Here is a 24,300-nt window from a genome sequence, read left to right on the forward strand (position 1 = left end):
CTATAGTGCACAAAGCATGCCCACCCTCGCGGCCCCAACCTGTTGAAAACGCGACGGTATGTGTAGTCCGTATCTCGGGCGCCCCTCCTGTGGTCCGATCGGGGGCGCGATCGGACGCTCACCCGCGACTCGCGGGCTGGTGTTGCCCCCGACCCGTCCGTATGATCCTCGCCGACGCTAACTGCGCGCCGTTTCGTGCATTTTTTCGAGGAAACCGAATGCTTCGTCGCCTGCTTGTCGTTCTGCTCAGCCTCCTTCCGGTTCTTGGATACGCCTCCGGGGATATTCAGGCGGTGAAGGATCAATTGACCAAGGCATTTCCGGATGTCCCGGTGGATAAGCTTCGCCCGTCGGTGCTTCCCGGGTTCTACGAACTTGAGGTGGAAGCACAGCTTGTATACGTAAGTACCGACGGAAAATACGTTTTCTTCGGAGACGTGGTCGATCTGCAGACGCGAAAGAATCTGACCGAGACGTGGCGCCAGCAGACCGCCGCGCGCATGATCGAGGAGGTCGGGGAGAAGAACATGATCGTCATCGGCCCGGCGAAGGCAAAAAGGACGATCACCGTGTTCACCGACGTCGACTGTCCGTACTGCGCCCGTCTGCATCTCGAGGTGCCCGAGCTGAACCGGAACGGGGTGAAGGTGCGGTATCTGCTGTTCCCGCGCGGTGGGGTCGGTTCCGAGACGTATCGCCGTTCGGTGGCCGTGTGGTGCGCGCCGGATCGCGCCAAGGCGGTGGGCGTGGCCAAGGCCGGCGGCAAGCTGGACATGAAGACCTGTGCCAACCCCGTGGAAAGCCACTACCGTCTCGGCGAGCGGCTGGGCGTCAGCGGAACACCTACAATCTATCTGGACGACGGCAGGAAGCTCGGCGGATACGTGCCGAGCGCCCAATTGCTCGCTATTCTGGGATTGAACGGAGCTTCCAAGACCTCGCATGCCCGTTGACTGGAAAACCGGCCCCAAGCGATCGCCGCCTCGCAGGCTACCCGTGGGTGGCGCGCTGCTCGCGGGCACCGCTGTCCCGGGTCAGCCCGAGCTCGACGTGCTGAAGCGCCAGATTCGCGAGAACGAGCGGATCTGGGCCGGATTTCGGAACATAGAGCTCGGAATGATCGGGGCCCAGTCGCTGCGCGACCTCGTTTCCGTGGCGGCGCGGGATCTCCCACGCACTTTTCCGCGGGTCGATGCGGTCACGCTCGCCTGCTTCGATCCGGAATACGAGCTGACCCGACTGCTCGCGCCCGGCGAGCTCGACGGCCGTTCGGGCGGCGGTCCGGACGACATCGACCCCACGACGGCATTCGTCAATCTGACGCAGGATGCCCTGCGGACGCTGTTCCCGGCATCCCTCAAGCCGAGACTCGGGCCCTGCGACCGCGAGCTGCAGTCCCTGCTTTTCCCGGGTTACGGCCGCCCTCTCGGGTCCGTGGCGCTCGCGCCGCTCATGCTGCGGGATCAGCTCATCGGTTGCCTGAACCAGGCCAGCCTCGACCGCACGCATTTCTCACCCGGCACCGCCACCGACCTGCTCGAGCACTTGGCCGCCGTGACGGCGATGTGCGTCGACAACGCCGTGAACCACGAACGCCTGCGCCTCTCCGGGCTGATGGACCCGCTGACGGGCGTGGCGAACCGCCGATTCTTCGAGCGGCGGCTGAGCGAGGAGATCGAGCGCTGGTTCCGGCGCCAGGAGCCGCTGGTCTACATGCTGGTGGACATCGACCACTTCAAGCAGGTCAACGACCGTCACGGGCACAAGGTCGGGGACCGGGTGCTGCAGCAGGTCGCCGAGCTTCTGGGGCGGGACCTCCGGGGCGCCGATCTGCTGGCTCGATACGGCGGGGAAGAGTTCATGATGCTGCTGCCCAATACGGGGGGGCCGGACGGCGTCAGGATCGCCGACCGCCTGTGCCGCGCGGTCGCCGGCCACCGGTTCGAGGGAGGCGAGGCGCCGTTGGCGGTCACGGTGAGCATCGGGGTGGCTTGCCTCGACCGGAGCAGCGAGTTCGCCGGCCAGTCCCCGGCGGCCTGGCTATTCGAGAGGGCCGACGCGGCGCTGTACGAGGCGAAGCAGTCCGGTCGAAACCGGGTGGTTGCGGACAGGACGGAAACCCGGGACCCGTCCGACACCGAAAAATATTCAGCCGATTGAAAAGGCGATTAGTCCGTAAGGTACTGGCAACAAAAGATAAAAATATAAAAAACGAACGTTCGGGTTGATTTCTTTCGATCCTGGCATATAGTTAGGCCATGGCAGGGACGCCAACAGGGACACCCAATCGTCGCCCGCACTAGGTAGGGAAGGCAGTGGACAGGGACAGTGAGGGCACAAACGGAAAAGGCGGCAGGATTGCCGCCTTTTCTTTTTTAACGCAGGTAGTTAGTTCTCTGGAGCCCGGCCCCAGGGCGCGCGGCGCGCATATATTAAGGAATCCCCGCCTCGGGCTCCGCCCTCCACCCGGTCCGACCGGTTTCACCGCTCGAGGTACTTCAACTTGTCCCGCTTGTCGTCCCACTCGGCGGCATCGGCCGGTGCGTCCTTCTTCTCGGTAATCACCGGCCATACCTTGGCGAGCTCGGCGTTGAGCTCCGTGAACTGGCGCTGATCTTCGGGGAGGTCGTCTTCGGCATAGATGGCGTTGACCGGGCACTCGGGGACGCACAGCGTGCAATCGATGCACTCGTCGGGATCGATGACCAGGAAGTTCGGCCCTTCATGGAAACAGTCGACCGGACAGACCTCCACGCAGTCCGTGTACTTGCACTTGATACAGCTTTCCGTCACCACGTAGGCCATTCTCGAGCTCCGATGCTTGCCGAACGAAGAGGCGCAATCATACTACACCGACCGCGGCAAAGTGGACCGCCCGCGTCTGGAACCGCTCCATGCAGACCAACAATCCGTAGGCGTTCTCGCCGATCGAGCGCACGAAATCCGACGAGGAGGGAGAGAGCGTCCTCGGCGTGATGGCCGGCGATGCGGATCGTGTGCGCCGCGCTCACGCGGGCGTGTCGAGGATGCCCGTCGCGCCCAGCTCCGTCGCCTGCCGGCGGTGCCGCTCAGTCGCGAGGACCACCGGCATGGAACCGGGCGGTGGCAGGGAAGACGCGCCGCCAATCGGTAATCCGGCTTCTCAGACTCTGCAACCGCACCGCCCGTCTCAGCAGGAAGCGCTTGCCCAGCACCCACGCGACGCTGGCCGCACCGTGCTGCCTGGCGGCGTATGCGATGTCGTGCATCTTCTCTTTCGCGTTCCTCGACCCGGCGGTCCCCGCGAGCAATATTCGGCACATGTGCCGTCCGAACCACTTTGGCCCGAGGAACGCCTCGTGCTTGCGGATCATCCGGCAGGCGTGCTCGAGCTCGCGTGCCGACATGTTCCGTGTAATGCGCGTATTGCTGATCCGCTGGTGCGGCCCATCGATGGCGCGCACCAGCGGCTGATTCAGGTAGCCGACGGAATACTTCTGCGCGAGACGTATTACGATGTCCCAATCCTCCGCGAACCACAGGGCCTCGTCGAACAAGATGTCCCTGAGGGCGTCCGCTCGTCCCATCAGCGCGCTGGTACCGGCGGCGATGAAGCGTCCCCTTCGCAAGTCTTCGAGGGGGACGGTCTGCTTGTGGCGGTATCGGTTCGTGACGGCCCCGGGCATGGTGCACAAGACGGCGTCATGGCGGTCGAGAACGCCCATCTGGCGAGCGACCGTCTCCGGTTCCCATTCGACGTCGCTGTCCAGAAACGCGATGAAGCCGCCGAGGGCGGCCCGTATGCCGGTGTTTCGCGCGGCAGAGGGGCCCTTGTTGGTCTCGTGCCGCACATAACGGACACGCCGATCTCCGATGGCGTCGACGATCTCCTGCGTGTTGTCGGTCGACCCGTCGTCGACGACGATGATCTCCAGGCGCGGGTGCGTTTGGGCCTGGACGCTGCGGATCACCCTCGGGAGCAGCCCCGCCCGGTTAAATGTGGGGATCACCACGCTGACCAGTACGTCCCTCGTCGTGCTCATGATTTCGCTCCCTTGTGCCGTCTCTGCCTGTCGGACCGTCCCGGCGGCCTTCCCCTCGCTCGTGCCGATCGCGTTCCGGCCTTCCGTACAGATGCCGCATGGGCGTACGCCGGGTTCGCTCGATCACGTCCGGCGTGCGTCGAGATCAGTAGGCGTTCTTGTCGTTGAAGGCGCGGAACGCGGTGAGGAAAAGGATCTTGAGGTCGAGCCACAGCGACCAGTTGTGGATGTAGGCGAGATCGTACTCGACGCGTTTCCGCATCTTGTCGAGCGAGTCCGTCTCTCCTCGCCAGCCGTTGACCTGCGCGAGACCGGTGATGCCGGGCTTCACCTTGTGCCGAAGCATGTACCGGCCGATCAGGCGGCGATACTGCTCGTTGTGGACCACGGCGTGCGGTCGGGGACCGACGAGCGACATGGTGCCCTGCAGCACGTTGAAGAGCTGCGGCAGCTCGTCGAGCGAAGTTCGCCGCAGGAAGGCCCCGAACCGCGTTACGCGGCTGTCCGTACGGCTCGCCTGCACCACGTTCTCGCCGTTTTCGCACACCGTCATCGTGCGGAACTTCCATACCTCGATCTTGTTGCCCCGCAGTCCGTAGCGGTGCTGCCGGAAGAGCACGGGCCCCGGCGACGTGAGCTTGACGCCGATCGCGATCACGACGAGCGGAATCGCGACCACGAGCAGGATAGCGGCCGCGAGCAGGACATCCTCCAGGCGCTTGATGATGCCGTCGACGCCGTAGAACGGCGTTTCGGAGATGCTGAGCGCGGGGAGGTCGCCCACGGTTCCCCAGCTCGCGTGCAGGAGATCGAAGATGAAGACGTCGGGGATGAGATACACGGACACGGTGGTGTCCGAGAGCCTGGCGATCAGGTCCTGAATCCGCTTCTCGGCGCTCATGGGCAGGGTGATGTAGACGATGTCGATCCGCCCGTCACGGGCATGGCGCACGAGCGTTTCCAGGTTTCCGACGACTTCCACCGGCTCGCGCACCAGCGGGCGCGATCCCGTGGGGCGGCGGTCGTCATAGAAGCCGACCGCGCGCAGCCCCATCCACGGCGCGTCGAGAATGTTGTTCGCGAGATAGGCCCCGAGCTCGCGGGCGCCCACGATCGCGGCGGAACGCGTGTTGAAGCCACGGCTGCGCATCGACCCGACGAGTATCTGGAGCCAGCCCCGCCAGATGACGAGAAAGAGCGGGGTGAGCACGAACCAGCTCAGGTAGAGACGCCGGGAGTACGTCTCGGAGGTCTTGGTCGAGTAGGCGAGGAACAGCAGGGCCAGAACGACGGCCGTCCACGTGAGCCACAGCCTTCCGAACTCCTTTCCGCCGGAAACGCCGCGGAACGTGTAATACAGGTTGGAGATATTGCCGAGCAGAAGGAAGAGCCCGATCGCCCAGAACCCGGCGACGAGGTGCGCCTCCTGCCACTCGACGCCGAGCAGCAGCGCGAGCAGCCACAGCGCCGTCACGATGACGGCGGCGTCCATGAACTGGGAGAATGCGGCCAGCTTGGCGCGCGAGGGTCGAACCAGGTTTTCGATACGCACTGCCGCGGTCCTCATCCTGAGGAGCAAACCGACTCCATTCTTGTTTGACCGGCACGCCCGAAGGCGTGCCCGGTTCCATTCTATGCGCTCCGAGCGGCAAGCAGCAGACACTATCAGCAGGGGTCAAATGCACGACGCGCACTGTGGCTATGTCATGAAAACCCCCGATAGCAAACGCGCCCGCGCTTACACCATACTCCGCCTCGATAGAAGTACCTTCGTCGTCCGTCGTCAGAGACAAGAATATGCATACCAACAACAATAGTAGTGCCCGCTTCGTCAGCGCGTTCGTCCCCGTGAAGCGTCCGTCGACAATCCTCTTCGCGCTGCTGGCGATGGTGTGCGCGGCGCTTTCCGCCGCGGCCCAGCCGCCTGCCCCGACGACGGGGGGCGACTACGAGATCGGGCCGGAGGACGTCCTCGAGATCTCGGTATGGAAGGAAAAGGATCTCCAGCGCCAGGTGCTGGTGCGTCCGGACGGGTGGCTCACCTTTCCTCTCGTGGGAAACATTCAGGCGGCGGGAAAGACCGCTTATCAGCTGGAGCAGGAAATCCGCCAGCGTCTGCGCAAGTACATCCCCGATCCGGTAGTCACCGTATCGATCGCGAAGATACAGGGCCTCAAGATTTTCGTTACCGGACGCGTCAACAAGCCCGGGGAGTACATGGTCGGCCGCTATGTCGACGTGCTCCAGGCGCTGACGCTCGCGGGCGGTCTCACCCCCTTCGCCAAGGAGAGCCAGATCAAGGTGCTGCGGCGGGAAGGGAACAAGGAGATCGTGATCCCGTTCGATTACAGCGAGGTGAAGCGAGGAAGGCGACTCGAGCAGAACATCAAGCTGCGCGCCGGCGATGTGATCGTCGTGCCGTAGCGCGCCGATGGGGCAGAGAGAACCCGGGGAGGCGGCGATGGTATCTCCAGAAGCAGCATTGATCGTGGCGGAAGCGGGCGGCCGCGCCGCTCGGGGTGGTGCCGTTGTCATGGCCGTGGGTGCGCTGATACTGGCGGCGGGAACCGCCCGGGCGGCCGAATGGATCGTCGAGCCGAGCATCGCCGTGGAGTCGCTGTACGACGACAACGTGGACCTGACGATCGACGACACCGAGTCGGTCTCGGGGTACCTGATCCTGCCGCGCCTGCAGGTGAAGGCGAATACCGAAGTGTCGAAGACGGCGCTCGACGGCTACGTTGCCTATACCGATTACGGAGATTCCGATGTCGAGGACAAGAGCGAGGTGGCGACGTATCTCACCAGCGAGCGGCAGACATCGGAACGGGGGACGCTCGGGCTCCGTGGCGAGTATCGACGCGATACGCTCTTCGAGCGGACCGACTTCGGCCCCGGGACGGGAAACATCCGCGACGTGGACATCGGCCTGTCTCGCGATACGGAGGTCCGCCGGCATTTCTGGATGCTGGAGCCGAGCTGGAACTGGCTGCTCAGCGAGCGCAGCGCCGTCCGTTTCGGTTATCGCCATACCGACTCGCGGTACACGAACGCCACCGGGACCGATCTCGTGGACTACACCGAGCAGGGCGTGAGCACGACGTACAGCCGAAGCCTGACCGACCGCAGCGATGTGAACGTGACGGTCAACGCCGCGCGCTTCGAACCCGACATCGACGAGGAGGCGACCACGCTTCAGCTCCTGGCCGGCCTCCGCCGGGCGTTCTCCGACACGTTGCGGGGCAACTTCGGCGCCGGCGTATCGCGCACGCGGACGGAGTCGGGCGCGGCCGAGGACACCTCGAGCGGTTTCGTGTTCTCGGCCGGGCTCGAGCAGCGTGCGGAGACGTCGACGCTCGACGGCGTGATCAGCAGCGACGTCACGCCGAGCGGGCTGGGAAGGACGGTACGCAGCGACCAGATCCGCGTCCGATGGACGCTGCAGACGGCGCCGACGGTGCAATTCGTGCTGCAGACGCACCTCCTGCGCAACCGCGCGCTGGAAGGGGACGATCCCGCCGTCGACCGGCGCTATTACGAGCTGCAGCCCGAGCTGCGGTGGCAATGGCTGGAAGATCTGTTTCTGAGCGGCAGCTACCGGTACCGGCGGCAGAAGTTCGACGCCGATCCGGATTCGGCGCAGAGCAACGCCTTTTTTCTCGGGTTCGCCTACAGCCTATAAGGAAGGATTCGACTATGGACGGATCGACCCACCTGAGCGACTACCTGGCCGTCCTGAAGCGTCGCCGGCGCCAGGTTATCTACACGGCGGCGGCGATCTTCGCCCTGTTCGCGCTGCTGGCGGTCGCGCTGCCGCCGGTCTACCGGTCTACCGCGAAGCTGCTCATCGAGCAGCAGCAGATACCGACGGATGTCGTGTCCTCGACGGTCACCGGATACGTCAACCAGCGCATCCGGGTCATCGAGACGCGCGTGCTCAAGCCCGAGCACCTGGCGCAGGTCGCCGAATCGGTCGGGCTCTACCCGGAGGAGCGGGCAGCCGGGGACGTCCGCGCCGTCGCGGCGAAGATGCGCGGGAACATAAAGACCGAGACGGTCAGCGCGAACGTGACGGACCCGCGCAGCGGCGCGTCGAGCATGGCGACGATCGCGTTCAACGTTTCGTTCGATGCCCCCAGTCCGGAGCTCGCGCAAAAGACGGCGGAGCAGCTCGCGGGGCTGTTCATCCGCGAGAACCAGAAAGTCCGCACGCAGAAGGCCGAACGCGCGTCGGGGTTCCTGGGCGACGAGGAGGAGCGGTTGCGTCAGCACATCGCGGAACTGGAGACGCGGCTTGCGGCGTACAAGGAAAAGTACAGCGGCCGGTTGCCGGAGCTCATGAACCTGAACATGCAGCTCTTCGAACGCACGGAGCGGGAGCTGGAGGAGCTGGATCACCAGATCGTCAATCTCGAGGAGCGCAAGCTCCAGCTCCAGTCGCAGCTCGCGCTGCTCGAGCCGCATACCGGGAACAGCCCGGGCGGGCGACTGCGCGAGGTGCAGACGCAGTACATGACGGCCGCGGCCGTCTACGCCCCCGACCATCCCGATGTGATGCGGCTGAAGCGCGAGCTCGATACGCTCAAGAAGCAGACCGGCGTTCCGGATAACCGCGCACCCCTCGAGCGCCAGTACAGCAAGGCGAAGGGCCAGCTCAACGCCCTGCGCGAGAAGTACGCGGACGATCACCCGGATATCGCGAGGCTGGAAAAGACCGTCGCGAGCCTGGAGGAGCGGCTGCGCAGGGCAGACAGCGACGTGGCCGGTATGGCGCTGAAGCCGGACAATCCGGCGTACGTCGCGGTTCAGACGCAGCTCGATGCCCTGAACCTGAGCCTGAAGGCCGCGCGGGAGCAGCAGGTGCGCGCGAGGGAGAAGCTGAACGAGTACAAGGCACGCCTGGAGCAGACGCCGCAGGTCGAGCAGGAGGGGCTGGCGTTGCAGCGCGAGTACGAGAGCGCGGTCAAGAAGTACCGGGAGATCAAGCAGAACCTGATGAACGCGGAGCTCGCCGTCGAGCTCGAAAGGGGCCAGCAGGGCGAGCACTACTCGCTGCTCGAGCCGCCCGAGATGCCTGACGCGCCGCAACGCCCGAATCGCCGCGCGTTCCTGCTCCTCGGACTGGTGCTGGGGTTGGGCAGCGGCGTCGGATACGCGAGCGTGGCGGAGTACATGGATCGCACGGTGCGCGGAAGGCGCGCGCTCCGGTCGCTCGTCGACGCGCCGTTGCTCGCGGCAATTCCGTATATCCCGAACGGGGGCGATCCGGGTTTCCGCAGAGCCTGAAGAGTTGTTGGGCGCCGGCAACAGATGTAGGAGATAAGCAATCTCCCGTATGCCGGCCCCGAAACGCCGATGCTATAGTCGCCGCTCCGCCGACCAACCGCGAGCCGCGCCGAAACGAACACCAAGGAACGCATGCAGGTCATGGATCCGATCACCAAGGCGCTCACCCGGGTGCGGCAGGACCGACAAGTCGGCTTGCAGCAACGTGCACTGGTCCCGGCCGAGATCAGCTACACGCGCACGCGCAGCGTGACCCTCTATCCGGGCTGGCTCCGGCAGAACCGGATCGTGACCGGCGATACCTCCGACGATTACGCGAAGGCCTACAAGGTGCTCCGCACGCAGGTGTCGCAGCGGATGCGCAGCCAGGGCTGGCGCACGTTGGCCGTCACCAGCCCGGGGCCGGGCGAGGGCAAGACGCTGACCGCCATCAACCTGAGCATGAACCTCGCGCTGGAGGCGAACCAGACCGTGCTGCTGGTCGATGCGAACCTGCGGCAGCCGAGTGTGCACAGCTATCTCGGCTTCGATGTCGACCAGGGACTGAGCGAGTACCTGCAGGACGGCGTGCCACTCGACCAGATCCTGGTGCATCCGGAAATTCCGCGCTTCGTGGTCCTGCCCGGCAGCCGCACGGCCGTGAACTCGTCGGAGCTGCTCACGTCCCCCCAGATGCTGCGCCTCGTTCAGGAACTGAAGCGGCGTTACCCGTCGCGCATCGTGGTGTTCGATCTTCCGGCCGTGCTCACCAGCGACGACGTGCTCGCGTTCGCGCCGTACCTGGACGCGTCGCTGCTCGTCGTGGACGAGGGCCGCACGCTGCGGGAGGAGGCCGCCCGCGCCGCCGAGCTCCTGCAGGCGGGAAACCAGAACCTGCTCGGTACCGTACTCAACCGGGCCGGCCCGTAACGCGCGCCACAGCACGAGCGAGCGCCATGTACGAATCATATTACGGTTTCCGCGAAAAGCCGTTCTCGCTGCTTCCCGATCCGGCGTTCCTCTACATGAGCGACAAGCACCGCATGGCGCTCACGATGCTGCAGTACGGGCTGATGAACCAGGCGGGTTTCACCGTCATCACGGGCGAGATCGGCTCCGGGAAGACGACCCTCATCCGCCGGCTGCTGGAAGAGGTGGACGACTGGACCACCATCGGACTGGTGTCGAACACCCACCGCAACTTCGGCGAGCTGCTGCAGTGGGTGCTGCTCGCGTTCGGCCTCGAGTTCCGGGAAAAAAAGAAGGTCGAGCTTTACGCCACCCTGGCGGACTTCATCGTCAAGGAGTACAGCCAGGACCGGCGGACCGTGCTGATCATCGACGAGGCCCAGAACCTGAGCCCCGAGGCGCTGGAAGAGCTGCGCATGCTTTCGAACGTCAACGCCGACAAGGACCAGGTGCTGCAGCTCGTGCTCGTCGGGCAGCCCGGCCTGCGCGACATGCTGCGGCGACCGGAGCTCTACCAGTTCGCGCAGCGCATCGCGGTCGACTACAACCTGCGTACGCTGAACCTGGAGGAGACTTGGGGCTACGTGCGGCACCGGCTCCGCGTGGCGGGCGGCGACCAGAACCTGTTCGACACGCGGGCGTGCGCGGCGGTGTATTACTACACGCGCGGAACGCCGCGCCTGATCAATGTCCTGTGCGACACGGCGCTGGTCTACGGATTCGCGGAGCAGAAGAACCGGATCGACGCCGACATCGTCTGCGAGGTCGTACGCGAGAAGACGCGCGGCGGGATTTTCACCATTCGCGAGAATCGCGCGGAGGGCGAGGAGGACGAGCGGCCCGACCGCGAGCGGGGCGCGGCCCAGATGGACTCCAAGGACATGTAGCGGGCGCCGGAGAGCGGCAGCGTCCCGCTCCGCGGGACAGCCGGTCGCGGAGCGGCCGGGCGAACAGGGACGAGGAAGGACGATAATGAAATCGGTGATTCTGGCCGGCGGGTTCGGGACGAGGATTAGCGAGGAGAGCGGCGTCCGACCCAAGCCCATGGTCGAGATCGGCGGCCGGCCCATTCTCTGGCATATCCTCAAGATCTACTCCGCCTACGGCTTCAACGAGTTCATCATCTGCCTGGGCTACAAGGGCCAGGCGATCAAGGACTATTTCGCGAGCTACCACCTGCACACGTCGAACGTGACGTTCGACATGCGCCGCAACGAGATGGTGGTTCACCAGAACCACGCCGAGCCCTGGCGGGTGACGCTGGTCGATACCGGCGAGCACACGATGACGGGCGGGCGGCTCAAGCGGGTGCGCGAGTTCCTCGACGGCGAAACCTTCTGCATGACCTACGGCGACGGCGTCAGCGACGTCAACATCCGGGAGCTCGTGCGGTTTCACCGGGAGCAGGGGGCGCTCGCGACGCTGACGGCGGCGCAGCCGCCGGGCCGGTTCGGGGCGTTCAGCCTGCAGCAGGGACAGAATCGCATCGAGACCTTCAAGGAGAAGCCCGAGGGAGACGGGGCCTGGGTCAACAGCGGTTTCTTCGTGCTGGAGCCGGCGGTGCTGGAGTACATCGACGGGGACCGGACGGTGTGGGAGCACGAGCCGCTCGAGCGACTGGCGCGCGAAGGCAGGCTCGCTGCGTACCGTCACCACGGCTTCTGGCAGCCGATGGATTCGCTTCGCGACAAGAACGTGCTCGAGAACCTGTGGCAGAGCGGCAACCCTCCCTGGAGGGTGTGGTAGGTGGGGGGTGCGCGCTGTGATTTTCTGGTCATCGGCGGCGGCGTGATCGGCCTGAACGTCGCGCGCGCGCTCAAGCGCCGCTTCACCGATTGTTCCGTCACGGTGCTCGAGAAGGAGGAACACTGCGGGCGGCACGCGAGCGGGCGCAACAGCGGCGTGCTTCACGCGGGTTTCTACTACACCGCCGACAGCCTGAAGGCGCGGTTCACGCGCGACGGCAACCGCGAGCTCCGTGCGTACTGCGCGGAGCGCGGCGTGCCCGTCAACGCCTGCGGCAAGCTGGTGGTCGCGCAGCGCCCGGAGGACCTCGCCGGTCTGGCCGAGCTCGAGCGGCGGGCGCGGCGAAACGGCGTCGAGCTGCATTCCGTGGACGCGCAGGCGGCGCGGGAGATCGAACCCCGGGCGAGGACGGTGGAACGGGCGCTGTTTTCGCCGTCGACGGCCTCGGTCGACCCGGCGGCCGTTCTCGGACGGATGGAGGAGGACGCCCGCGCGGAAGGCGTGTCCATACGGTGCGGCGCGCGCTACCTGGGCCGCTCGGGCGGCCGCGTGCGCACGAACGCGGGAGCGTGGGAGGCGGGGTACGTGGTCAACGCGGCGGGCCTTCATGCCGATCGCGTGGCGCGGGACTTCGGGCATTCGGAGCACTATCGCATCCTCCCGTTCAAGGGGCTTTACCTCTACTCCGACGAGCCGGCCGGGGCCTTCCGCACGAACATCTACCCGGTCCCGGACCTGCGCAACCCGTTTCTCGGCGTGCACTTCACGGTGACGGCCGAAGGCCGCGCGAAGATCGGCCCGACCGCGATCCCCGCGCTGTGGCGCGAGCAGTACGAGGGGGCGGCGAACTTCGACGCGCGCGAGTTCCTGGACATCGTCCGGCGCCAGGCCGGGCTGGCCGTGACCGCGGGCTTCGACTTCATCCGGCTCGCCGTCGAGGAGGTGCGGAAGTACTCCCGGAAGAGGCTGGTCGCGCTCGCCGCGCGCCTCGCGCACGGCGTTCGGGCCGAGCAATACCGGCGCTGGGGGCGGCCGGGAATCAGGGCGCAGCTCGTGGACCTGCGCAAGCGCCGCCTCGAGATGGACTTCGTGCTGGAGGGAGACGATCGGTCTTTTCACGTGCTCAATGCCGTGTCGCCGGCGTTCACCTGCAGCCTGCCGTTTTCGCGTTTCGTCGCCTCGGACATCGCGGCGAGGCTGCGCTGACCATATCAACGGAGACAGGGAATCAGGAAGATGCGAATCGTCGTCACCGGAAACATGGGGTACATCGGTCCGTCCGTCGTGGAGCGCCTGCGCGCCAGCTATCCCGGCGCCGAGCTCGTCGGTCTCGATGCCGGCTACTTCGCCCATTGCCTGACCTGCGGCGACGGCCTGCCGGAGCGGCGACTCGACCTTCAGTACTTCGCCGATGTCCGCCGGCCGCCCGAGCGGCTGCTGGAGGGCGCCTACGCGGTCGTCCACCTGGCGGCGATCTCCAACGACCCGATGGGACGCACCTACGAACGGGTGACGGCGGAAATCAACCATCAGGCCAGCGTGCGGCTGGCGCGCGCGGCCAAGGCGGCCGGCGTGCGCCGGTTCGTCTTCGCTTCGAGCTGCAGCATGTACGGCTACGCCGCGGACGGCGAGCGGCGGGAGGGCGATCCGCTCAATCCCCTCACGGCGTATGCGCGCTCGAAGGTGGCGGTGGAACGCGAGCTCGAGTCGCTCGCCGACGACGGCTTCGTGGTCACGGCGCTGCGGTTCGCGACCGCGTGCGGCATGAGCAAGCGCCTGCGCCTCGACCTCGTGCTCAACGACTTCGTCGCCGGCGCCGTCCTGAACCGGGAAATCGGGATCCTGAGCGACGGCTCGCCGTGGCGGCCGCTCATCCACGTCGACGACATGGCGCGCGCCATCGACTGGGCGGTCGAGCGCGGACCCGGACCCGGGGCATACGTCGCCGTCAACGCCGGAGCCGACGAATGGAATTACCAGGTGCGCGACCTCGCGGAAGCGGTTGCGCGGATCATTCCCGGGGTGCGCGTTTCGATCAACCCGGATGCCGTTCCGGACAAGCGTTCCTACCGGGTCAGCTTCGCGCTCTTCCGGACCCTCGCCCCCCGGCACCAGCCGCAAATCGATCTCGACGAGGCGATTCGGGGCCTCCAGGCCGGGATCGAGACCGTGCGTTTCGGCGATCGCGATTTCCGCCGGTCGCCGTACATCCGCCTGAAGGTGCTCGGCGACCTGCGCGCCGACGGGCTGGTGGACGAGACGCTTCACTGGGCCACGCCGTCCGCGCTGCCGCGGGCCGCCCAGGCCTGATGCAAGGAACGAAAGATCCGATGACGCCCGCCTCCTGTCGATTCTGCGGCCACCCGCTCTCCCGGTCCTTCGCCGATCTCGGCATGTCGCCGCTCGCGAACAGTTACGTGCCTCCGGAGCGTCTCCGTGCCATGGAGCCGTTCTACCCGCTGCATGCCTACGTCTGCGAACGCTGCCTGCTCGTGCAGCTCGAGGAGTTCGAGTCGCCGGAGCGCATCTTCGGGGACTACGCGTACTTCTCGTCCTGCTCTCCCAGCTGGCTGGAACACGCGCGTGTCTATGCCGACCGGATGACCGCGCGGTTCGGCGTGGACCCCGCGTGGCAGGTGATCGAGATTGCGAGCAACGACGGCTATCTGCTGCGGAACTTCAAGGCGCGCGGAATCCCGGTGCTCGGTATCGAGCCGGCCGCGAACGTCGCCCGGGTGGCGATCGACGCCGGCATCCCTACCGAGGTGAGGTTCTTCGGGCGCGAGACGGCGCGAGCCCTCGTCGATGCCGGGAGACAGGCGGACCTCCTGATCGGCAACAATGTCCTCGCTCACGTCCCGGACCTGAACGACTTCGTCGGGGGCCTCGCGCTCGTGCTCAAGGAGCGCGGGATCCTGACCATGGAGTTCCCGCACCTGCTGCGCCTGATCGAGCACACCGAGTTCGACACGATCTATCACGAGCATTTTTCGTATTTCTCGCTCCTCACCGTCGAGACGGTATTCGCCGCGCACGGCCTGGCGCTCTTCGACGTGGAGGAGCTGCCGACGCACGGCGGTTCGCTGCGGATCTACGCGCAGCGGGCGGACGACGGCTCCCGGGCGCCGACGGGCCGCCTCGCGGATCTACGGGAGCAGGAGAGATCGGCCGGGCTGACGGACCTGCGCACCTACGATGCCTTCGCCGAGAGGGTGCGCGAAACGAAACGCAAGCTGCTGGCGTTCCTGATCGAGGCGCGCAGGGGAGGGAAGCGCATCGTGGGTTACGGGGCTCCGGCCAAGGGCAACACGCTCCTCAACTACTGCGGGGTGCGCGGCGATTTTCTCGATTACGTGGTGGACGTGAGCCCCCACAAGCAGGGGCGGTTCCTCCCGGGCACGCATCTGCCGATCGACGCGCCGGAGCGCATTTTCGAGACCCGGCCGGACTACGTGCTCATCCTGCCGTGGAACCTCAAGGAGGAGATCATGCGGCAGATGGCCGGCATTCGCGAATGGGGTGGCCGTTTCGTCGTGCCCATCCCGGAACCGGCGGTGTACTGATGCGCTTCATCGAGACCAGCCTCCCGGGCGCCTGGGTGATCGAGCCGGAGCCGCACTACGACGAGCGCGGGTTCTTCGCGCGCACGTGGTGCGAACGGGAGTTTCGCGAGCACGGCATCGCGATGGCCGTCCGGCAGTGCAATCTCTCCGGGAACCGGGCGCGGGGCATCCTGCGCGGACTGCATTACCAGGCGAGCCCGCATGCCGAGGCCAAGGTGGTGAGCTGCCTGCGCGGCGCGATCCACGACGTGATCGTCGATCTCCGGCCGGACTCGCCGTCGTTCAAGCGGCACGCCGCGGTCGAGCTGTCGCCCGGGAACGGACGCATGCTCTACGTGCCGCCGGGGATGGCGCACGGATACCAGACGCTCACCGACGACGCGCTCGTCCATTACCTGATGTCCGAGCACTACGTGGCCGAGGCGCAGCGCGGCGTGCGCTGGGACGACCCGGCGTTCGGGATCGAATGGCCCGCCGTCGAGGCGCGCATCATCTCCGCCCGCGACCTGGCGTACCCGGACTTCCTCGGATGAGCACCGTTGCCCGTCGCGCCGAAGCTACGCCCGACATCGGGAAGGCGATGTACCGCCTGATCGAGCGGCTTTACCCGATCTGCCGCAGCATCACCGGCGACGGCGTGCGCGAGTCGCTCGCCATCGTCGGCGAGCACGTCCCGCTCCAGGTGCACGAGGTGCCGAGCGGCACGCCGGTGCTCGACTGGACGGTGCCGAAGGAATGGAACATCCGGGACGCGTACGTGAAGGACGCGTCGGGGCGCCGCGTGATCGACTTCCGCCGGTCGAACCTGCACGTGCTCGGTTACAGCGCGCCGGTTCGACGCCGGATGTCGCTCGCCGAGCTGCGGCCGCACCTGCACACGCTGCCCGACTATCCCGACTGGATCCCGTATCGCACCTCGTACTACAAGGAGAACTGGGGCTTCTGCCTCGCGCACAAGGCGCTGCGCGCGCTCCCCGACGGGGAGTACGAGGTGGTCATCGACTCCACCCTGACCGACGGTGCGCTCACCTACGGCGAGCTCGTGCTGCCCGGGGAGCAGCAGGAAGAGTTCCTGCTCTCGTGCCACGTCTGCCATCCGTCGATGTGCAACGACAACCTTTCCGGCATCGCGCTGGCGACGTTCCTCGCCACGCGTCTGGCGGCCCGCCGCGCGCGCCGCTACACCTACCGCTTCCTGTTCATTCCGGGGACCATCGGCTCGATTACGTGGCTCGCCCGGAACGAGCAGGCGGCGAAGCGGGTCCGGCACGGTCTCGTGATCAATTGCGTGGGGGACGGCGGGCCGTTCAACTACAAGCGCAGCCGCCGCGGCGATGCGGAGATCGACCGCGCCGCGGCCAATGTCCTGCGGCATTGCGGGCGCGCGCACGACGTGTTCGATTTCTTCCCCTACGGGTACGACGAACGCCAGTACTGTTCGCCCGGATTCGATATGCCGGTCGGCGCGCTCTCGCGGACGACGCACGGGCACTACCCGCAGTACCACACCTCGGCCGACGACCTCGGATTCGTGCGGCCGGAGCCGCTCGCCGAATCGCTCGATCTGTACGAAACCGTCATCGACGCGATCGAGCAGAACCGGCGTTACCGCAATCTCAATCCCAAGGGTGAGCCGCAGCTGGGACGCCGGGGACTCTACGGCGCTTTCGGAGCGGGAATGCGAAGCGAGGACGAAATGGCGGTGTTCTGGGTGCTCAACCTGTCGGACGGCGAACACGACCTGCTCGGCGTCGCCGAGCGCGCGGAAATGCCGTTCGCGACGATCGCGCGCGCCGCCGCCGCGCTGCGCGACACGGGGCTGCTGGCGGCGGAATAGAGGGAGCGAATGGAGACGGAGAGCTTCGAGGGCCAGACGGTGGTGATCACCGGAGCGAGCGGCTTCATCGGCGCCGCGCTGTCGCGGCGCCTGCGCGATCTGGGCGCCACGGTCCACGGCGTGTCCCGGCAGCCGCGCACGGACGGCGACGGGTGCGATTACTGGTGGCGCAGCAACCTCGCCCAGTTCGACGACGCCCGCCGGTTGATGACGGCCGTGCGGCCGTCGACGATCTTCCACCTCGCCAGCCACGTGGCCGGCGCCCGGGACGTCTCCCTGGTGCCGGTCACACTGCGGGACAACCTCGTGACGGCCGTCCACCTGCTCGCCGCGGCGACCGAAACGGGATGCCGCCGCGTTCTGCTCGCGGGCTCGCTCGAAGAGCCGGAGCCGGGGTCCGGCTGGCCGGTGCCGGCGTCCCCGTACGCCGCCGCCAAGTACGCCGCGAGCACCTATGCCCGGATGTTCCACGCGCTGTACCGGACGCCCGTCGTGCTGCTGCGCTTCTTCATGGTGTACGGGCCCGGGCAGTGGGACGAGAAGAAGCTCGTGCCCTACGTCATCCGCTCGCTGCTCGAGGGGCGCGCCCCGGAAATCTCGAGCGGCCGGCGGCGGATCGACTGGATCTACGTGGACGACGTGGTCGAAGGGTGCCTGGCGGCGGCGCGGGCGAGCGGCGTCGAGGGGGAAACGATCGATCTCGGTTCGGGCGAGCTCGCGACCGTGCGCGACGTCGTCGAACGGATCGTGGCGCTGGCCGGACCGGGCACCGTGCCGCGGTTCGGCGCCGTGCCCGACCGTCCCTTCGAGCAGGAGCGGCTCGCCGACGTCGCGCGGACACGCGCGCGGATCGGATGGCAGCCGCGCGTCGGCCTCGCGGAAGGCCTCGCGCGCACGGTCGCCTGGTACAGCAAGGCGGGCGAGGAGCGGATCGTGTCGCAGGCGGGGGCCCAATGAACCATCCCGTGACGTCCACGACGGTCATCCGTCCCTATCACCGGCTGGAGGCGTTCGACTGGCGCGAGCTGCGCGAGTACCGGGACCTCTTCTACTTCCTGGTGCTGCGGGACATCAAGGTGCTCTACGCCCAGACGATCCTCGGGTTCTCGTGGGCGATCCTCAATCCGCTCATCCAGATCCTCGTCTTCACGGTCATCTTCGGGCACGTGGCGAACATTGCCACCGACGGCATTCCCTACGTGCTGTTTTCCACCGTCGCCATCGTGCCCTGGACCTACATGTCCGAGGCGATGACGGCGTCGAGCCAGAGTCTCGTCAACGAGCAGTCCATGCTGGGCAAGGTGTACTTCCCCCGGGTGATCTACCCGCTCACGCCCATCTTCGCCAAGCTCGTGGATTTCGCCATCGCCATGCTCATCATCGTGGCGGTCCTCTTCTATTACCGCGTGACGCCGACGACGAACCTCCTCCTGCTGCCGGCGCTCATGCTGGTCATGATGCTCATTCCGGCGGGGGTGGGGATGTGGCTTTCGGCGCTCGCGATCCGGTTCCGCGACGTGAAGTTCGCCATGCCGTTCGTCATCCGCATGCTGATCTACTCGGCGCCCATCCTCTACACCGCTTCCGCGATTCCCGACAGCTACCGGCTGCTCTACTCGCTCAACCCGATCGTGGGCGTGATCGAGGGTTTCCGCGCGGCGCTCCTCGGGACGCCGATCGAGTGGATGTTCGTGCTGCCCGGGCTCGCGACCGCCGTCCTGCTGTTCGTGAGCGGCGCGATCTATTTCCGGCGGATGGAACGCGTATTCGTCGACGTGATCTGAGCGACCCGAAGAACATGGACAACAAGGACACGGCAATACGGGCGGAAGGGGTGAGCAAGGTCTACCGGATCGGGCTGCGCGACAGCGCGCCCGACAGCCTGAGCGGCATGCTCGTCGATATCGTCCGAAGCCCGGTCAAGAACTTCCGCAAGTATCGCTCGCTCTACCGTTTCACGTCCGACGAAACCGCCGCGGAGAGCGGACGCTCGGACCTGATCTGGGCGCTGCGCGACGTGGCGTTCAACGTCCGGCGAGGGGAGGTCCTCGGCATCATCGGGCGCAACGGCGCCGGCAAATCCACGCTGCTCAAGATCCTCACGCGCATCACGCCGCCGACGCGCGGGCTGGTCGAGATCCGCGGGCGGGTGTCGAGCCTGCTGGAGGTGGGCACGGGTTTCCACCAGGAGCTGACCGGACGGGAGAACATCTACCTGAACGGCACGATCCTCGGGATGAAGAAGCGCGAAGTGGACCGCAAGTTCGACGAGATCGTCGATTTCTCGGGGATGGAGCGGTTCCTGGACACGCCGGTCAAGCGCTACTCGAGCGGCATGGCGGTGCGGCTCGCGTTCGCCGTGGCGGCGCATCTCGAGCCCGAGATCCTGATCGTGGACGAGGTGCTCGCCGTCGGCGACGCCGACTTCCAGAAGAAGTGCATCCGGAAGATGAAGGAGGTGCACACGCAGGGCCGGACGGTGCTCTTCGTGTCCCACAACATGCCCTTCATCTCCATGCTCTGCGACCGCGTGATCCTGCTGCAGGCGGGGACCGTGATCGCCGACGGCCCGCCGCAGGCGGTCGTGAGCGCGTACCTCCACGCCGGGATCGGGACGCCCGCCGCGCGGGAGTGGTCCGACGCCCGCAGCGCGCCGGGCGCCGACGTGGCCCGGCTGCGCGCGGTGCGGATCGTGGACGCGAACCGGCGGCCGGTCACGTCGGCGGACGTCACGGAGCCGGTCGGCATCGAGATGACGTACGAGGTGGTCCAGTCGGGCCGGATCCTGCTTCCGAGCTACTGGGTCTACGACGAAGAGGGCACCATGGTCTTCGCCTCGCTCGCCCAGGACGGCGAACGGTTCCGCCGCCCGAGCGAGAAGGGCCGGTACACGGTGACCGCCTGGGTTCCGGGGAATCTGCTCACGGCGGGGACGTTCTTCGTGACCGCCTGCCTCATCACGCGAAGCCCCGACAGCACGCAGTTCGACGAGCAGCAGGTGATCGCGTTCAACGTCCTCGACAACATGGGTCCCGGCACGGCGCGAGGCGACTGGGGCGGCGATCTGCCCGGCGTCGTGCGCCCGCTCCTGGAATGGACGACGGAGTACTCGGCGGGGGAGCGATCCGACGCCGACGTCCGCCGCGCGCTGCCTTGACGGAGGCCGGCATGTAATAAGAGAAGTGATCGACGGAGGAGGAGGCAACAATGCGACATTACTGGTCACACGGTGAAAAGCCGCGCAGGGGGGCGCACGATTTTCTCTGGGCACTGTGGCGATGGAGCGCCCTGGGCTTCGTCCAGCCCGACGGCCGGGGGGCGCCGCGGGATGCGCTCGCAGCAATCCGGCCCGCCGCGAAGCGGGTGATCCGCGGATGCCGGCGTCTCGTTCCGGGCGGCCGGCCTTCGGCGGCCCGGTTGGGTTTCGGATACGGCACCGCGCCGCTCGCGAACGCCTGGTTCGAGCGCGGCATGCCGGTGCATCGCCACTACCTGGAACAGTTCCTGGCGTCGTCGGCGGCTGACATCCGCGGCCGCTGTCTCGAGTTCCAGGAGGACTCGTACTCCACCCGCTTCGGGGGCTCGCGCGTATCCCGGGTCGACATCCTGCACAAGGAACCGGATCCGCGCTACCCGCAGGCGACGCTGCATGCGGACCTCACCGCGGCGAACGACATTCCGGGGGGCGCGTTCGACTGCATCGTCTGCACCTACGTGCTGCACGTCATACCGGATCTCGATCGCTTCGTCGCCGAGCTTCACCGCCTGCTCGCCGACGGGGGCGTGCTGCTCGTCGCCGTTCCCGGCATCACGATCACCTATCCGCAATACGGGGAGCTTTGGCGGTTCACGTGCGAAGGGTTGCACCGGGTTCTCGCGCGATCGTTCGGCGCCGCGCACGTCGAAACGCGCCCGTACGGCAACTCGCTTACCGCCGCGGGCGAGCTTCGCGGCCTCGCGGTCGATGACTTTACCCGAGGCGAGATCGACGAGCACGACGCCCGCTACCCGCTGCTCGTCTGCGCGCGCGCCGTCAAGGCGGGGCGCGAGGGAGCCCGGTGATGGGCGCTTCCCCGGGAACGGCGCGAGGCGACGGGCGTCGCGCCGCGCTCGTCGTGGCGCATCCCGACGACGAAGTGCTGTGGTTCAGCTCGTTGCTGCGCGACGTCGACCTCGTCCTCTTCTGCTTCGAGGAAGTCCGGTCGCGCCCGGAGTGGACCGAAGGCCGGCGCCGCGCGCTCGCCGATTACCCGCTGCCCGGAGTCGACTCCCTGCGGCTGACCGAGTCCGAGGTGTTCAACGGCGCCGACTGGCGCCGGCCCGAGTGCACGGAGCAGGGCCTGGCCGTGACGCGGAACGACGACTCGTTCCCGGCGTTCTCCGAAGCCGTGTACCGGGCGAACTTCGAGCGGCTGCGGCGGGGCCTCGGAGAACGACTCGCGCAGGGATTCACCCGGGTCTACACGCACAACCCCTGGGGCGAGTACGGCCACGAGGAGCACGTGCAGGTCTACCGGGCGGTCAAGGCCGTTCAGCCCGCGCTCGGTTTCGAGCTCTGGGTCGACAACTACTGCAGCAACAAATCGCACGAGCTCATGCTCCGTTACGTGAACGGCTTCCATTCCGACTACGCGACCGCGGCGACCGATCCCGGATTGGGCGAGCAGCTGGAGCGGCTCTATCGGCGATACGGTTGCTGGACCTGGTTCGACGACTATGTGTGGTTCACCCATGAGTGCTTTCAGCGCGACCGCGACGTCGCGCGCGGCGAGCCGGTGGCGGGCCATTTCTTTCCGCTCAATTATCTGCGCGTCGAGGCGCCGTGGGACCGCGAGCCGGTACCGCGGTGGCGGCGGGTGGCGGGCCAGCTCCGGCGTTATCTGCCGGCGCCGGTGCCCGCGCGCTGAGGAGAGGGCGGATGACCTTGAGCGTGATCATGCCGTGCCACAACGCGGCGGAAACCATCGCGGCCCAGCTGGACGCGCTCGCCGGGCAGGCCTGTGCCGCGCCCTGGGAGCTGATCGTGGCCGACAACGGATCGAGCGACGGCACGCGGGACATCGTCGAAGGCTACCGGAGCCGGATTCCGGCGCTGCGCTGGATCGACGCGTCGGCAAAACGGGGACCGGCGTACGCGCGCAACCGCGGCGTCGAAGCGGCGCGCGGAGATCGCTTCGCGTTCTGCGATGCCGACGACGAGGTGGCGCCGGGCTGGCTTGCCGCGATCGCACAGGCCTTGTCGGCGCACCCGTTCGTGGTGAGCCGGATGGACGACGCCAAGCTGAATCCGTCGTGGCTCCGCGAAATATGGGGTTCGCCGGAGGAGGCGCTCGGTCCGCTGTTCGGATTCCTCCCGGGAGCGGCGGCGTACGGCATCGGGTTCACGCGCGAGCTCTACGCGCGCGTGGGGCCCTTCGACGAGTCCCTCCGTCGAATGTCCGACATCGATTACTCCTGGCGGGTACAGCTCGCGGGCTACCCGTTGGCCCGGGTGCCGGACGCGCTGGTGTACTACCGCCACCGCCGGACGGTGACCGGGCTTTTCCGCCAGGCCTACGCCGATGGGCAGGCCCAGGTCCTTCTCTACAAGAAGCACCGGGCGAACGGCATGCCCTGGCCGCCGATCTCGGCCAGCGTGCGCGGCTGGATCGGCATGGCCCGGCGCCTGCCGGCGCTGCGCCGGCAGATCGGGCGGGCCGAGTGGCTGATCGACGCGGGGGTCGGGTTGGGACACGTTCGGGGGAGCATGCGCCATGGCGTGCTTGCGTTGTGAACCTGCGCCGGGCGCCGGGCTCGTCGCCGGGGGAGGTGATGCGTGGTTGACGTGAAGGTGTCGGTGATCGTGGTGCCGCGGGAGCGATTCAGCGAGACCCGGCGGTCGCTCGAGAGCATCTACCGGTGTACCCGGATGCCGTTCGAGCTCGTCTATGTGGACGGCGGGTCGCCCGCGGGCGTCGCACGCTACCTGCGCGAGGCCGCCCGCCGGCGGGGCTTCCGGCTGCTGCGGCGCGAACGCTATCTCATGCCGAACGAGGCCCGGAACATCGGGGCCGAGGCGGCATCGGGTCGGCTGCTCGTGTTCATCGACAACGACGTGGTCGCCTGGCCCGGCTGGCTCGAGGCGCTCGTCGCCTGCGCGGAAGAAACGGGCGCGTGGGCGGTCGGGCCGGTGGTCTGCATCGGCCCGCCGGGCGACGACCTCATCCACGTCACGCGTGGAGAGCTGCACGAGGTCGAGGAGGGCGGGCGCCGCCGGATCGAGGACGCGATGATCGGCATCAACGAGCGGCTGCGCGACCTGCGACCGTCGCTCGCCCGCAGTCCCTGCGACTACGTCGAGTTTCACTGCATGCTCGCCCGGCGCGAGGCCCTCGAGCGGATCGGCGGCTTCGACGAGGGCATGCGGACGACGCGGGAGCACATCGATTTCTGCCTGGCCGTGCGCCGCGAGGGCGGATCGATCTACTTCGAGCCGGACGCGTGCGTCACGCACGTACCCCCGTGGTGCGGGTTCGCGCTGAGCGACCTGCCGTACTTCCTGCTCCGGTGGAACGACGACTGGGCGCGGGAAAGCATCGTTCACTTTCAGCGCAAGTGGGGCCTGCCGGACGAGGCGCAGGACCGGCTGATCGACTGGATCGTGCCGCACCGGCGGGTCGTGTTCGAGCGGCTCCTGGCGCCGTTTCGTCCGCGGATCGTGCGCGAGCGGCTGGGACGGCCGCTGGTCAACGGCCTGGCGGCGACGCTGGAGGCCGGCCTGCTGCCGATCACGCGCCGGAGAGGCAGGACCGGCGCGCCTTCGGCCGAGGGCGGCGTCCGCTTCACGCGTCCCGCGGGCGACGCGACCGCGATGCGTCCGCCTTCCGCAAAAATGGAGACCGGCCCCGATTCGCCCTGA

Annotated in this window: 23 protein-coding genes; 20 read left to right on the forward strand and 3 right to left on the reverse strand. The window is 67.2% G+C overall.

The features are described from left to right. Positions 1–161 precede the first annotated feature (161 nt). Together SVA_RS07340 and SVA_RS07345 are read left to right on the forward strand one after the other, a co-directional pair. Positions 162–953 (forward strand): DsbC family protein, encoded by a 792-nt coding sequence (locus SVA_RS07340; RefSeq protein ID WP_096460616.1) that lies wholly within the window; start codon positions 162–164, stop codon positions 951–953. A 43-nt stretch (positions 954–996) separates the two neighbouring features. Further along, a complete protein-coding gene (locus SVA_RS07345) occupies positions 997–2,160 on the forward strand; it encodes a DUF484 family protein (protein WP_169924008.1) in 1,164 nt (387 codons plus the stop codon). 321 nt (positions 2,161–2,481) lie between these two features. Here SVA_RS07345 and fdxA read toward each other — a convergent pair whose 3' ends face one another. The 3 genes from fdxA to SVA_RS07360 form a co-directional block, all read right to left on the reverse strand. Continuing rightward, the gene (gene fdxA / locus SVA_RS07350; RefSeq protein ID WP_096460618.1) at positions 2,482–2,805 is read right to left on the reverse strand and encodes a ferredoxin FdxA; all 324 of its coding nucleotides are present in this window, start codon (positions 2,803–2,805) and stop codon (positions 2,482–2,484) included. Positions 2,806–3,068: 263 nt separating this feature from the next. Continuing rightward, the gene (locus tag SVA_RS07355) at positions 3,069–4,022 is read right to left on the reverse strand and encodes a glycosyltransferase family 2 protein (protein WP_096460619.1); all 954 of its coding nucleotides are present in this window, start codon (positions 4,020–4,022) and stop codon (positions 3,069–3,071) included. A gap of 145 nt (positions 4,023–4,167) precedes the next feature. Further along, the gene (locus SVA_RS07360; protein ID WP_197703415.1) at positions 4,168–5,574 is read right to left on the reverse strand and encodes an undecaprenyl-phosphate glucose phosphotransferase; all 1,407 of its coding nucleotides are present in this window, start codon (positions 5,572–5,574) and stop codon (positions 4,168–4,170) included. A 245-nt stretch (positions 5,575–5,819) separates the two neighbouring features. Between SVA_RS07360 and SVA_RS07365 the strand changes: the two genes are divergently transcribed. The 18 genes from SVA_RS07365 (at position 5,820) to SVA_RS07450 (ending at position 24,300) form a co-directional block, all read left to right on the forward strand. Then, complete coding sequence (locus SVA_RS07365; protein WP_197703416.1) at positions 5,820–6,446, forward strand: polysaccharide biosynthesis/export family protein; 627 nt, start codon at positions 5,820–5,822, stop codon at positions 6,444–6,446. Positions 6,447–6,555: 109 nt separating this feature from the next. Then, positions 6,556–7,704 (forward strand): porin family protein, encoded by a 1,149-nt coding sequence (locus tag SVA_RS07370; protein WP_096460620.1) that lies wholly within the window; start codon positions 6,556–6,558, stop codon positions 7,702–7,704. Positions 7,705–7,718: 14 nt separating this feature from the next. Next, on the forward strand, positions 7,719–9,308 hold the full coding sequence (locus SVA_RS07375; RefSeq protein ID WP_096460621.1) for a GumC family protein: 1,590 nt from the start codon (positions 7,719–7,721) through the stop codon (positions 9,306–9,308). 141 nt (positions 9,309–9,449) lie between these two features. Further along, complete coding sequence (locus SVA_RS07380; protein WP_096462863.1) at positions 9,450–10,217, forward strand: CpsD/CapB family tyrosine-protein kinase; 768 nt, start codon at positions 9,450–9,452, stop codon at positions 10,215–10,217. A 26-nt stretch (positions 10,218–10,243) separates the two neighbouring features. Next, positions 10,244–11,143 carry an ExeA family protein gene (locus SVA_RS07385; RefSeq protein WP_096460622.1) on the forward strand — a complete coding sequence of 300 codons (900 nt, stop codon included), beginning with the start codon at positions 10,244–10,246 and terminating at the stop codon, positions 11,141–11,143. Between the two features lie 85 nt (positions 11,144–11,228). Next, on the forward strand, positions 11,229–12,002 hold the full coding sequence (rfbF, locus tag SVA_RS07390; protein WP_096460623.1) for a glucose-1-phosphate cytidylyltransferase: 774 nt from the start codon (positions 11,229–11,231) through the stop codon (positions 12,000–12,002). Continuing rightward, positions 12,003–13,208 carry an L-2-hydroxyglutarate oxidase gene (lhgO, locus tag SVA_RS07395; RefSeq protein WP_096460624.1) on the forward strand — a complete coding sequence of 402 codons (1,206 nt, stop codon included), beginning with the start codon at positions 12,003–12,005 and terminating at the stop codon, positions 13,206–13,208. Between the two features lie 30 nt (positions 13,209–13,238). Further along, complete coding sequence (locus tag SVA_RS07400; protein ID WP_096460625.1) at positions 13,239–14,312, forward strand: NAD-dependent epimerase/dehydratase family protein; 1,074 nt, start codon at positions 13,239–13,241, stop codon at positions 14,310–14,312. A gap of 20 nt (positions 14,313–14,332) precedes the next feature. Beyond that, complete coding sequence (locus tag SVA_RS07405) at positions 14,333–15,565, forward strand: class I SAM-dependent methyltransferase (RefSeq protein ID WP_096460626.1); 1,233 nt, start codon at positions 14,333–14,335, stop codon at positions 15,563–15,565. Beyond that, positions 15,565–16,098, forward strand: coding sequence for a dTDP-4-dehydrorhamnose 3,5-epimerase (gene rfbC / locus SVA_RS07410; protein WP_096460627.1), 534 nt, complete (start codon positions 15,565–15,567; stop codon positions 16,096–16,098). Before SVA_RS07405 ends, rfbC begins: the two co-directional genes overlap by 1 nt. Next, complete coding sequence (locus SVA_RS07415; RefSeq protein WP_197703417.1) at positions 16,095–17,402, forward strand: DUF4910 domain-containing protein; 1,308 nt, start codon at positions 16,095–16,097, stop codon at positions 17,400–17,402. Before rfbC ends, SVA_RS07415 begins: the two co-directional genes overlap by 4 nt. Positions 17,403–17,411: 9 nt before the next feature. Further along, positions 17,412–18,359: an NAD-dependent epimerase/dehydratase family protein gene (locus SVA_RS07420; RefSeq protein ID WP_096460628.1), complete on the forward strand. Its 948-nt coding sequence runs from the start codon at positions 17,412–17,414 to the stop codon at positions 18,357–18,359. Further along, the gene (locus tag SVA_RS07425; protein ID WP_096460629.1) at positions 18,356–19,186 is read left to right on the forward strand and encodes an ABC transporter permease; all 831 of its coding nucleotides are present in this window, start codon (positions 18,356–18,358) and stop codon (positions 19,184–19,186) included. The genes SVA_RS07420 and SVA_RS07425 overlap by 4 nt, the downstream gene beginning before the upstream one ends. 14 nt (positions 19,187–19,200) lie before the next feature. Beyond that, positions 19,201–20,559, forward strand: coding sequence for an ABC transporter ATP-binding protein (locus SVA_RS07430; RefSeq protein WP_197703418.1), 1,359 nt, complete (start codon positions 19,201–19,203; stop codon positions 20,557–20,559). Positions 20,560–20,609: 50 nt separating this feature from the next. Next, positions 20,610–21,464 (forward strand): class I SAM-dependent methyltransferase, encoded by an 855-nt coding sequence (locus tag SVA_RS07435; RefSeq protein ID WP_096460630.1) that lies wholly within the window; start codon positions 20,610–20,612, stop codon positions 21,462–21,464. Continuing rightward, positions 21,464–22,309, forward strand: coding sequence for a GlcNAc-PI de-N-acetylase (locus SVA_RS07440; RefSeq protein ID WP_096460631.1), 846 nt, complete (start codon positions 21,464–21,466; stop codon positions 22,307–22,309). Before SVA_RS07435 ends, SVA_RS07440 begins: the two co-directional genes overlap by 1 nt. Positions 22,310–22,320: 11 nt before the next feature. Continuing rightward, positions 22,321–23,175 (forward strand): glycosyltransferase, encoded by an 855-nt coding sequence (locus SVA_RS07445; protein WP_096460632.1) that lies wholly within the window; start codon positions 22,321–22,323, stop codon positions 23,173–23,175. A 42-nt stretch (positions 23,176–23,217) separates the two neighbouring features. Next, positions 23,218–24,300, forward strand: a complete 1,083-nt coding sequence (locus tag SVA_RS07450; RefSeq protein ID WP_096460633.1) for a glycosyltransferase family 2 protein — start codon at positions 23,218–23,220, stop codon at positions 24,298–24,300.

Source organism: Sulfurifustis variabilis (assembly GCF_002355415.1).
GTDB classification, from domain to species: Bacteria; Pseudomonadota; Gammaproteobacteria; order Acidiferrobacterales; family Sulfurifustaceae; genus Sulfurifustis; species Sulfurifustis variabilis.